This window comes from Collinsella aerofaciens (assembly GCF_040910325.1).
Taxonomy (GTDB): Bacteria; Actinomycetota; Coriobacteriia; order Coriobacteriales; family Coriobacteriaceae; genus Collinsella; species Collinsella aerofaciens_BL.
In genome coordinates this window covers 262,029-273,759 of the sequence record NZ_JBDGAV010000001.1, presented here as the reverse complement: position 1 = coordinate 273,759, position 11,731 = coordinate 262,029, and the positions used below count along the sequence as shown (strand labels likewise).

Annotated in this window: 8 protein-coding genes and 3 tRNA genes; 1 reads left to right on the top strand and 10 read right to left on the bottom strand. The window is 58.2% G+C overall.

Translation table 11 applies throughout. The annotated features are described in order from the left end of the window. Nucleotides 1–172: 172 nt before the first annotated feature. The 5 genes from AB5Z25_RS01155 to AB5Z25_RS01135 all read right to left on the bottom strand — a co-directional run bounded on the left by AB5Z25_RS01155 (nt 173) and on the right by AB5Z25_RS01135 (nt 5,333). Nucleotides 173–1,597: a sensor histidine kinase gene (locus tag AB5Z25_RS01155; protein WP_271734519.1), complete on the bottom strand. Its 1,425-nt coding sequence runs from the start codon at nt 1,595–1,597 to the stop codon at nt 173–175. 3 nt (nt 1,598–1,600) lie between these two features. Next, nucleotides 1,601–2,329: a response regulator transcription factor gene (locus tag AB5Z25_RS01150; RefSeq protein ID WP_117786111.1), complete on the bottom strand. Its 729-nt coding sequence runs from the start codon at nt 2,327–2,329 to the stop codon at nt 1,601–1,603. Between the two features lie 64 nt (nt 2,330–2,393). Next, nucleotides 2,394–3,269, bottom strand: a complete 876-nt coding sequence (pstB, locus tag AB5Z25_RS01145; protein WP_368134587.1) for a phosphate ABC transporter ATP-binding protein PstB — start codon at nt 3,267–3,269, stop codon at nt 2,394–2,396. Between the two features lie 103 nt (nt 3,270–3,372). Next, nucleotides 3,373–4,611: a sensor histidine kinase gene (locus AB5Z25_RS01140; RefSeq protein WP_368134586.1), complete on the bottom strand. Its 1,239-nt coding sequence runs from the start codon at nt 4,609–4,611 to the stop codon at nt 3,373–3,375. 26 nt (nt 4,612–4,637) lie between these two features. Next, nucleotides 4,638–5,333: a response regulator transcription factor gene (locus AB5Z25_RS01135; RefSeq protein WP_349087718.1), complete on the bottom strand. Its 696-nt coding sequence runs from the start codon at nt 5,331–5,333 to the stop codon at nt 4,638–4,640. Nucleotides 5,334–5,530: 197 nt separating this feature from the next. Here AB5Z25_RS01135 and AB5Z25_RS01130 point away from each other — a divergent pair, with 197 nt between their 5' ends. Next, on the top strand, nt 5,531–6,871 hold the full coding sequence (locus AB5Z25_RS01130; RefSeq protein WP_368134585.1) for a D-alanyl-D-alanine carboxypeptidase family protein: 1,341 nt from the start codon (nt 5,531–5,533) through the stop codon (nt 6,869–6,871). 327 nt (nt 6,872–7,198) lie between these two features. On the opposite strand, the gene AB5Z25_RS01125 is transcribed toward AB5Z25_RS01130, so the two are convergent. From AB5Z25_RS01125 to AB5Z25_RS01105, 5 genes are all read right to left on the bottom strand, one after another. Then, a tRNA-Ser gene (locus AB5Z25_RS01125) sits at nt 7,199–7,289 on the bottom strand. 280 nt (nt 7,290–7,569) lie between these two features. Continuing rightward, on the bottom strand, nt 7,570–8,652 hold the full coding sequence (locus tag AB5Z25_RS01120; RefSeq protein WP_055285935.1) for a DUF8462 domain-containing protein: 1,083 nt from the start codon (nt 8,650–8,652) through the stop codon (nt 7,570–7,572). A gap of 162 nt (nt 8,653–8,814) precedes the next feature. Further along, complete coding sequence (locus AB5Z25_RS01115; protein WP_368134584.1) at nt 8,815–11,256, bottom strand: tetratricopeptide repeat protein; 2,442 nt, start codon at nt 11,254–11,256, stop codon at nt 8,815–8,817. A gap of 163 nt (nt 11,257–11,419) precedes the next feature. Beyond that, nucleotides 11,420–11,496: transfer RNA gene (locus tag AB5Z25_RS01110), tRNA-Arg, on the bottom strand. A gap of 158 nt (nt 11,497–11,654) precedes the next feature. Beyond that, a tRNA-Arg gene (locus AB5Z25_RS01105) sits at nt 11,655–11,731 on the bottom strand.

Here is an 11,731-nt window from a genome sequence, read left to right as displayed (position 1 = left end):
GGGCCGCGGGGGCGTTCAGCTAACTGCGGGAATGGCCTATTTGCTCAATGTGTTCGGCTGAGATCGGAAATCAACCCTCCTGTAAAAATGTCGGAAGCAATCGTAAAATTGCACAACAACGCCGCACCCGAAAGTCAAATGCGGCGTCTACATCAATACCTATGTTGTATCGCTATGCGAATGGCTCGTCCTGCTGTATGGGAAACGTCACCGTAATGGTGGTTCCCACGCCCAACTCGCTCGACAGATCGAGCGTGGCGTGATGATACAGGGCCGCATGCTTGACAATGGCAAGCCCCAGACCGGTTCCGCCGCGCGCCTTGGACCTACTCTTGTCCACGCGATAGAACCGCTCAAATACCTTGCCCTGTTCTTCAGGCGCGATACCGATTCCCGTGTCGGCGACCGCAAGGAACGGATGGCCTTCGTCGTTGGTGCCGCACTGCAGCGTAACCGTACCGCCGGGTCGATTGTAGCGGATGGCGTTGCTCGCCAGATTATAGATGAGCTCGTCAATCAAGCGCGACACGCCTTCGATGACCACAGGCTTGGTCTCATGACTTATCGTCACATTCGCCTGACGGGCGACCTGTTCAAGACGCTGCTCAACCGCGTAGATGGCACGCGAGAGCTCAATAGGCTCCGTGGAACCAATGGGCACCGCCTCGCCCTCAGTTGCACGCTCGGCCTCGTCCAAGTTAGACAGCGTAAGGATATCGTTGACAAGCGCTGCCAAGCGGCCCGCCTCACGATAGATGCGACCGCCAAAGTTGCGCAGGTCGCCCTCGCCCTCGACCATGCCGTTTGCGATGAGCTCGGCATAGCCCGAAATCGCCGTAAGCGGCGTCTTGAGCTCATGGGTGATATTCGCCGTGAACTCGCGGCGCATACGGTCGTTGTCCGCTAGCACCGCCATTTGGCGCTTGAGTTCCTGGCGCTGCGACTCGATACGCTCAAGCATGGGGACCATCTCGGCATAGGCGTGCTCATAGCTACGGCGTGGGTGGTCCAAATCCACCTCTTGCAACGGCGCGATGATGGCACGGGACTCGCGGCGCGCCATAAAAAACGAGAGTACCGCACCCGCTGCTGCGATAAGCAGCATCGGCGCCACCATCGACAGCAAAATCGCCGCAACGCCAGGCTGGGCCTGCGCCAAGCGGACAACCTGGCCGTTATCAAGGGCGACGGCGCGATACAGCATAATCTCGTCGAGCGTAGAGCTTGCGCGCTCCGCGGAACCCAAACCACTCTCAAAGGCCTCGATGACCTCGGGGCGATCGCCATGGTTGGGCAGTGTGGAAGGCGACGCCTCGTTGTCGTAGGCAACCGATCCATCCTTGTTAATCAGCGTGATGCGCAAGTCCTCGCGATCGAGACTACGCAAGAACGGGATGGGCTCCTGCTGTTCGTCGAGAGCGGCAGCAATGAGCTCGGTTTCCTGCGCCAGATTGGCACTCGTGGCATCCGCCAAGGTGTTTTGCACAAAGAACGCACCCAGCACCGTAAACGCCACGATAACCGCCATGGCGCAGACAAAGATCGTCACAAAAACGCGGTGCGACAGCGTATGTTTTCCCTGGGGGGCGAAGACCACGGGTTACTCCTCCGATGCGGTGGCCGCGGTGTCGTCGCCTTTGGCACCATCGCCGGCAGAAGGCTCGGCCAAGCGGTAGCCCACGCCGCGCACGGTCTCGATGGCGCTGGCATGCTCGCCCAGTTTTTGGCGAAGCGTCTGCACGTGCACGTCAACGGTGCGCGAACCGCCGTCGAAGTCCCAGCCCCACACGCTCTGCAGCAACGACTCGCGGGTAAAAACCACGCCGGGCTTGCGCATGAGGTACTCGAGCAGGTCGAACTCGCGCAGGGTGAGCTTAAGCGGCTCGCCGGCAACGGTCACCTCGCGATGGCTGGGCGAGAGCACGATGTCGCCCACGCTGAGCACATCGCTCGCCTGCTTGACCATGCCGCCACGACGCAGCAGTGCGCGGCAGCGGCTCGCAAGCTCCATGAGCGAAAACGGCTTAGTCAGGTAATCGTCGGCACCGCCATCGAGCGCCATCACCTTGTCGAGCTCGGTATCCTTGGCGGTAAGCATCATGATGGGCACCGTCGCCGTCAGGCGATCGGCACGCAGTCGACGCATAATCGCCAAGCCATCGGTATCGGGCAGCATGATGTCGAGCAGCACAGCATCGGGTACCCGTCGCGCCACGGCAGCCTTAAACTCACCGTCGCACGAAAAGCCTTCGGCCTCAATCCCCTGCTTGCGCAGCGCATAGACCGTCAAATCCCTGATGTTGTCATCGTCCTCGACGTAATAGATCATGTTGAACCCCTTTGCGGCCGGCATGACCGCATCTTAACCCTAAAGGTACCTTTACTAGATGGTATCAGCCAAAACGCCCCGTCAAATAATCCGCCGTGCGCGGATCGGTCGGATTCTTGAAGAGTTGCGCGGTGGGCGCGTGCTCCACCAGCTCACCCAGCAAAAAGAATGCGACCGAATCGGAGATACGCGCCGCCTGCTGCATATTGTGCGTAACGACCACGAGCGTGCAGGTCTCTTTGAGCTCACAGGCCAGCTGCTCCACCACCAGCGTCGACACAGGGTCGAGTGCCGAGGTCGGCTCGTCCATCAGCAGAATGTCGGGCTGCACGGCAAGTGCGCGGGCGATGCACAGACGCTGCTGCTGGCCGCCCGAAAGACCCAGACCCGACTCTTTGAGCTTGTCCTTGACCTCATCCCACAGGGCGGCGCGTCGCAGGGAGTCTTCGACCAGCTCGTCGAGCACGACGCGATCGCGCACACCCATACCGCGCGGACCATACGCGACGTTGTCGTAGATGCTCATGGGAAACGGGTTGGGGCGCTGGAACACCATGCCCACGCGCTGGCGCAAGCGGCAGATGTCGTAGTCGCCCAGGATATCTTGACCATCGAGCGCAATCTTGCCCTCGATGCGGCAATCCTTGATGCCGTCGTTCATGCGGTTAAAGCAGCGCAGCAACGTGGACTTTCCGCAGCCCGAAGGCCCGATGAACGAGGTGATCTGCTTGTCGCGGATCTTGATATTCACGTCCTTGAGCGCATGGTGGTCGCCATAGAACAGGTCGAGGCCCTCGACATCGATACGCGTCGGCGAGGCGGCAAGATCCTCTGCCGTGGGGCGAGTCGCATCCCCAACCTCGCGCTCGCGCGCGGCCTCGACCTGCGCTTTCATGAGTTCTTCAAGCTCCGTGGGCTCCACAGCCGCAGCAGCCGTCATACCGCATACCTCCACATCGATATCAATTCAGCAGTATCGATAGTAGGAATCGCGGCTCATATGCACGTGAGCGCATTGTCAAGTGTTTGTAAGGGCACACTGGCTATGCGGCGGGCAGCTCGATGGTGAATATCGTGTGTTCGGGCGTCGATTCACATGCAACGGTACCGCCGTGCGCGCATACGATCTCCTTGGCGATGGCAAGCCCCAGTCCAGCGCCGCCGCGATTGGTCGCACGCGCCGCATCCAGGCGATAGAACTTCTCAAAGATCACCTTGAGCTTTGCCTCAGGGATGGGATCGCCCTGATTGATAAAGCGCACGCGCACGCCACCGCCGTCCCGGCGTCTGGCCTCGATCGTGATGGTCGAGCCCTCATAGCTATAGGCAATAGCGTTTTTCATGATGTTGTTGAACACGCGAGCCATTTTGTCGCCATCCACGAGCACCGTCAGGTCCTCGCGAATATCAACTTGGACTTCCTTATGCTGCTCGTTGAGGATGGGATAGAACTCGTCAGTCACCTGAGCCAGCAGCAACCCCAGATCAACATAGCCGCGCGTGAGCACGATATCGTGGAAGTCAAAGCGCGTGATATCGAAGAACTCTTCGATGAGCGTATCGAGCCGGTGCGCCTTGTCGAGCGCCACGCCCGTAAAGTGCGCACGTTGCTCAACCGGCAGCTCGGGAGCCTCTTGCAGCAGCGAAAGATAGCCCACCACACTGGCAAGCGGGGTGCGTAGGTCATGTGCCAAGTACGTGACCAAATCGTCCTTGCGATGCGACTCGTCACGCAGAGCTTGCTGCACCTTGCGCTCACGGTCACGCACGCGGTTAAGGGCGCCCTCGACCTCCAAGAAGTCGCCGTCGATGTTGTCCCAGGTGTCGGGGTGATCGATCAGGCGATCTTGAATACGAGCAGCCAGCACACAATCGGCATGCTGCTCGCCCTGCTCGTAGCCCTGGTAGTACAGGGCGCGGCCGCACAAGAACAGCACGCACACGGCAAGCGCCAGCACAAAGCCAAGCATGTTGAATACAAAGCCGGCATCGAACAGCACCGGCCCTTCGATGCCGCCGAGCGCCATGGCGCCAATCGCCAACGTCATGGCCCACGCGGCGCCGCCAATCACCATGCAGCGGCGCACGATCTCAAATCGATCGATCAGCAAAAAGCCGACAAGCAGCACCGCCAAGATTCCAGCGATGTTATCAATGCCAATCAGCAGCAGGGTCAGCAAAAAGAGCAGCACCGTTGCAAGCGCGCGATTGTCGACGACCGACCTCACGTAATCAAAGAGTCGATCGGGCACCTCGAACGCTTGTCTATCGTCTTTTGTCATATCAAGATCCTCACAAGCGAAAAGCGTTATTCGATGATGTAGCCGACGCCCCAGACGTTTTTGATAAAGCGCGGCTTTTGTGCGTCGTCGCCAATCTTTTCGCGCAAGTGGCGAATGTGCACCATCACCGTATTGTTGGAGCCGGGCATAAAATCCTCGTTCCACACCGCACGGAACAGGTCCTCCACGGCCACCACGCTGCCGCGATGCTCGACCAGATACAGCAAGATTGAATACTCGGTGGGTGTGAGGCGTACCGGTGCACCGTCCACCGTCACGGAACGAGCATCGCGGTTGATCTCCAAGCCGTCGAGCTGAAGGGTCGGCGACTCGGCCGCCTGTGCGCGGCTACCGTAGCTGGTGTAGCGGCGAAGCTGAGCGTGCACGCGCGCGATGAGCTCCAGAGGACGAAACGGCTTAACCACGTAATCGTCCGCGCCAAGCGAAAGGCCCTCGATCTTGTCTTGCTGGGCATCGCGCGCCGTCAGCATGATCACGGGATAGGTATGGCTGGAACGGATCGTACGCAGCAGCTCAAAGCCATCGATATCGGGCAGCATGACATCCAGCAGCGCCAAATCGAACTCCTGCTCCAAGATTGCCTTGGCAGCATCGGCCCCGCTATAGGCAATCTGGACATCAAAGCCCTCTTTTGTAAGGTAGATACCAACCAAGTCGGCGATGGCCTTCTCGTCATCAACTACCAGTATGCGCTCGTTCATGCGTGCTCCTCTCGCGCTCCATTATGCCCGAGGCGACGCACGCCACACACAACAAGCGTGGGTGATTAAGTCGGCCTTAAGCACCCTTGCGCCCGTTCGGGAGCGGATGTGGGCCACGCACGCACGCGATGATCGCCGACGCCGGCAAATGATATACTCTAGTTTCAGAAGAGACCATCCCGTCGAAAGCGAAATCTGTGAAGTCCCTCACCTCTTTTGCAAAGCGCTCAGCCCGGCTTGCCGCCGGCTTTGTCTGCGCTATCGCCCTTGCCGCCGGCGTGCCCACCGTCGCCGGCGCCCAAGTGCTCACGACCGACAATGTTTGCGGCAAAACCGCCGATGTGCGCGGTATCACGGCCGAAAACCTGCCCGATATCGATGCGACCAATGCCCTCGTCATGGGCAAAGACGGCACCGTCTACTATGCCCGCGGCGCCGATGAGCAGGTCAAGATTGCCTCGATCACCAAGGTCATGACCGCAATCCTAACCGTCGAGAATTGCAAGATGGACGAGAAGGTCACGGTGAGCAACGCCGCAGCCACCGTGGGTAATTCGACCGCCGGCTTGCTCGAAGGCGACGAGCTTACCGTGGAGCAGGCACTACGCGGTCTGATGATTCCCTCGGGCAACGACGCCGCCATCGTGCTCGCCGAATATGTGGGCAAGAAGATCGACCCCAAGACCAAAGACGCCGAGGCCACATTTGTGAAGGCCATGAACGAGCGCGCTAAGAAGCTCGGCTGCACCGGTACGCTTTTTGAAAACCCGCATGGTCTGGACTTTGATGAGTGGGCTGGCAATATGCACTCAACCGCACACGACGTAGCGCTGATGATGCAGGAGGCCATGAAAAACGACACGATCCGCGAGGTCGTAGCGAGCGAGGATTCCTGGATCGAGGTCACGGGCGCCGACGGCACCGACCATTCGCATTCCATGGACACGCATAACTATTTGCTGGGCCAAGATGGCAACATCGGCGGCAAGACCGGCACCACCGACGACGCGGGCTATTGCTTTACGAGCGCCTACAACCGCGACGGCGACGAGATCTACACCGTTATTTTGAACTCCACCACCACCGATCAGCGCTTTACCGATACCGCCACCCTTGCCAACTGGTACTACGGCCACAAGGTGACGGTCGCAATCGCCAACACGCAGGAAAAGACCGCCAACGGCAACCCGCTTATGGCGCGCGTTGGCCAAACCGACTGGACGGATAAGACAATCGACGCCACACTCGCCGATCCTACGGCGCAAGCGACCGTGTTTTCCCTTGCCGGCGAGGTGACCGAAAAGGTTAGCTACGACGATCTTTCGGGCACGGTGCATGCGGGCGACAAGGTGGGCAGCGTTACGCTCAAGCAGGACGGCACCAAGATCGCCGTCATGGACCTGGTTGCCGACGAGGAAGGGGCAGGGCCGAATCCCATTGAGTGGCTCCTTGTGAAGCTCGACCGCCTGGGCCGCCGCATCGACAACCGCCCGCTCACAGCCGAGAGCGAGACCGTAGCCAAGGCGCCCGAGGTGTAGGGCTGGGGGAACATTACATTTGAGATTGGAGAGGCGTCCAACGGGGCGCCTCATTTTTTGAGGGTTCGAATCCCCAGTTAACATTCTCCTAATTAAAAAAAGGGCCCCAAATGGGACCCTTCTTTCAATTCATACTGGCGGAGAGCTGGGGATGTCCGGGCATGCTACGCATGCCCTCCGGCTTCAAAGCCTGGCGGCTTTTCGCCCACGGGCTACAAACGCTTTCGCGTTTGCTTAACGCCCGTGCCCTCTCGGGTTCGAATCCCCAGCCTCCTTTCTCCGTACAAAAAAAAAGGCCCCAAATGGGACCCTTCTTTAAAGTTAAACTGGCGGAGAGCTGGGGATTCGAACCCCAGATGCCCTTTTGGGGCATACTCGCTTAGCAGGCGAGCACCTTCGGCCTCTCGGTCAGCTCTCCGTAACAGCCGTTCTATAGTAACCAAACAGCCAAGGATGGGCAAGGGGAAATTTTGGAGCGATTCCAATTTGCCAGTAGACGTCTCAGCCAATCATCTCAATCTGTAACAGTTGCAGGACAAATCTTCGTCCAGAGGTTACAGATTTAGACAAACAGTCGGCGCCATCCGCAAATGTCTCAATCTGAAACACCTGCATGCCGTAATCCCCTCTAGATGTTACAGATTGAGACAAAGATACGGGGGCAACCCCAGCGGCGGCGTCGATGCCTCCAGTCTTTATTAGTCCTCTCGAACGGTCTCCAACAGATAATCGCGCATGTACGGAATTGCAAACGAAACACAGCCATAGCCCGCGGGCTCAATCAACCCCGCATCGATCAGACGCTTGCGATATGACCCAACTTTGTTCGCCGACAAACCCATCTTCTTGGCGATATCGCCGTTGGCGATATCGACGCCCTCGCATTGAGCCATCGCCGCGAGATACTGAAACTGCCGTTCCGACACCCTGCGCAGCGCTGGGGCAATCACCATAGCATTAAAGCTATCAAGAGCCGCCTGGATACCCTTACGAGCCGCCTCTTCGCTCACGCTCTCCGCCCCACTGCGCGCAGCAACCTGCCAAGCGTAATATCCGACCAGCTGGACCATAAAGGGATAGCCTGCCGAAGCTTTCGTTAATAGCTCAGCGGCACCTTTGTCGAGCTCCTTGCCCGCTCGTCTCATCGTATCCTCAAACGATCCGCCAACTTCAAAATCGGAAAGCCGAGTAAGTTCAACATGTTTGGCTCGCTGAAGGAACGTCAACGTATCATCCACCACCACGCCATCTACCGATGTCGGCAGCCCGGCGAAAGCGAAAGCGACATTCGCTCCTTGGCGGATCAAGAGCTGCATCTCATTGCCTAGCTCGCGCATTTCCTCAGTTGAGGCATCCTGGATCTCGTCGAGCGTAATGAGCAGACCACCGCGCTTCGCAGCATCGTACATCGCCTCGCCCAGATGAGAGGCCGACTTCGACATCTCCATGGAGCCAAGGCTGACCCCTAAAATCGATGGGGAAATCGAGATTGATTCAAGACGAACGTTTCGCTGCAGAGCCTCGAGGATTCTATTGCAAAAACCAGCATTGGAGGCAACGTCAACGACCTCGAATCCTTTTTTGCGTGCAAGGTCACCCAATGCATTAAGGAGCACCGTTTTACCTGTGCCTCGGACGCCCGAGATGCGCATGAGTCGATCGGGGGCACCAGGACCATTCTCAAGAGCCTCGGCAAAGTCATCCAAAACAGTGTCCCGTCCGATAAGCTCAGGCGGATTCATGCCCGCCGTTGGCTTAAAGGGGTTAACAGCTTTCGTCATTCTGCCCTCCTCTGCTAGTTTTAACAACTTTAACAAAGTTTAACAACTTTAGCAGAGTTTAACAGTTTTAGCAGGCTCGGCGGCTTTATGCCTTACCGATCCTGCCGGGTCCTCCCGCCCGCGCCGATACAAATAGCGCGGTGCGGCCCCTCTATATCGCCCCTACCCCAGCGAGCGGTTGAGGGAGCCGAGCTCGTCGTTGCCCATGGTGCGCCACATTTGGAAGATGCAACCGCGTGCCAGGAAAAAGAAGCCGTTGTCGACCAGTTGCACAGCGGCATCTGCCAGCTGATTCGTCACGGAGGACACTGGCGGCAGCTCGAGTCCAGCCTTGCGGATGGTCTCGACCGCCTCCTCGAACGTCGGAGGCTCGCTGACGCCCATCTCATTCATAAGGCCCTGCATTTCTTCCAGCGCACTACTGCCCGATTCCTCACCGCGCGGCACCAGACGGTAACAAGCCAGCGCTAGGTCGAGCTGATCGCAATTCCAATAGGCAAACGCCAAGCGATAGAACAGGTAGCCGATTGCAGAACGATCGCTGGCAATACGTAGGCCGTGGCGCGCCACCTCGATAATCTCGTCAAAACGCTCCAGACGCGCAAGCACGTTGATGAGCGCAAAGTGCGATTGCATGGACGAGCGCGCCAGATCGTAAAGATGGCGCACCTCGGGCAGCGCTCGTTCAAAGTCCTCTTGCTCGGCGTAAAAACTGCAGATCTCGTGCTGGGCAAAGTACAGCGCATCGGGCGCACGAAGGATTCGCACAGAGCGGTCTTCTTCCAACACCGGTAGCACCATGCGCACCAGCTGGTTATCGCAAAACTGCGTTTGAACCGGACCTGTCGCCAAAAGCTCGGCGACGGCGCACTTAGCCTCCAGCTCCTCGACAAGACGGGAAAAGCCTTCAAAAGCACCTGTACGGTCAACTTTTGCCTGCTCGCGCAATTCAACAACACGGGCCACGTATGGGTCGTCGTCCTCTTCCATGACCTCCAACTCGTCAGCCGTATCGGCAAGCAGCAGATCGCGCAGCGCCGGCGGCAGCGTGCGATGGTCATCACGCGGACGAGCATGAACCTCCGCAGGCTCAATCGTCTCCGGAGCGGTTGACTCATACGCCTCAAGCACACGCTTGCACGGCATATCGTCCATGTCCATGCTCTCAAGATCCTTGGCGACAGGCACGCAATCGGCCAGATAGGCCGCGCGCCCAAAGAAATACGTTGCGACAACACGCTCGCCCTGCTCGCCGTCGGGAGCCGCAATCTGCACGTAGCAGCGCGTGATGCGAGCGCCCGAAGCAAAGCAAGCCGCCGCGAGTGTAAGCACAATACGCGCATCGTGCTCAGTGGCCCATGCTGCGCGCTTAGGCTCATCCACCTCGCGCCAGGCGTCATCTTGAGCATCGTATTCGCGCTGCGGCATAGCATCGACAACCGTGCGGCCAAATCGCACCAACATGATGCCCTCGGCGACGTTCGCTCGATAGGTGTAGTCGAGCCGCGTGACCACGTTGAGCGCCTCTACGATACGTGCAAAACGGGTGCGAACGTCCCACTCGCCACCCGGCTGGCACGCAACCGTCCCCGGCTTGGCCCACGGGTTGTCATTCGACAGCGTTTCGAGCAAGCGAGGAACGTCGCCTGTCGTCTTGCTGATATGCCATAGGTCAAAGAGCGAGCAGCCCTCAAAGCTTGGCGACGAGGCAACGGGGCCCAACCCTGCCCCAATACGCTCAAGGATGCCCGATAGGCGGTTCAGGCGGCACTCGATGGCAAGCAGGGCATCGATCTCGTCCTGGTCCAGCAGGCTACGGTCAAAATTGAGATAGAAGAGTCTCGAGCGATCGATGCGCGCCAGGCTCATTTCGGTTTTGGCCGCGATGGTGCGCAGGCGAGGCAGATCAACTTCGCCCATCAAAGCGGCGGCATAGCGCTCAATGCCACTTGGATTATCTGTATGGTCAATGCGGTAGAGCAATGTTTCGATTGCATCGGGCAGCGGTGTGGAATCAAAACCCAGCAGCACCTCAACCGGCTCAGGGAGTTTTACAAGTTTGATCTTGTCGACGGCATTTTTCATGCCCTCGTCGAGGCCGTCACCGTCTGCCGTGCCTGAGACAGCGTTTTCAGAATCGGCGAATATCACGTAACGCAAGAACATCGAGGCCATGAACTCGCCGTAGCGAAGGCTGCGCGTCGAATTCCACGTCTCGCGATCGGATTGTTCGCGCATGGGGCCTTCGGGAGAGCCGATGACTCGCGCCCGGGAGTGCATCGTCCCATCGGTACCCCTGACCGCAATCTCACCGACGCTGGAATCGGACTCGTCAAGAATCAGCTGCATGTCGGGATCGTCGGGCAGCGGAGCCTCGCTGACGGGGCGGTCCACCTTGTACACCTCACCCGAAACGCTTACGTAGCCCAAAAGCGACACATGACTTTTGCCAACGAATTCGACGACATAACAAGATTCATGCTGATCCTCGCCAAAGAGTTTCCAGACCACGCCATATGAGCGTCCCGCAGGCTGCTCGGGCATCGCCGGAAAGTGCTTCTTGGGATCGAGAAACCTGAGCTTGTATGTCGGACGCTCTGCCACGAAATATCACCCTGATCGGTCGCTTGAAGAAGGAGTGGTCGCGAATAAGTCGCGACATCTACTCGGAATCTTACACGAGTCGACAGGAAATCGTCCCTTTGGACGAAAGCACTCAAGCCGGCGCAAAAGAAAAGCCCCCGTTGCCGGGAGCTTTAATCTCAAATGGTGCGGCGTATAGGATTCGAACCTATGACGTTCTGATTCGTAGTCAGACCCTCTATCCAGCTGAGGTAACGCCGCGACTTGTTGATTATTATGCACATCGACTGAATAAAGGTCAAGCATTTTTCGAAAAAAGTTATCAAATTTGATTTTTACTCATTTTGACCACTTGATGCTATCTTCGACGCATCGCGATATAAGAAAAGCCTCCGTTACCGGAGGCTTTAAAGTTCAGTTGGTGCGGCGTATAGGATTCGAACCTATGACGTTCTGATTCGTAGTCAGACCCTCTATCCAGCTGAGGTAACGCCGC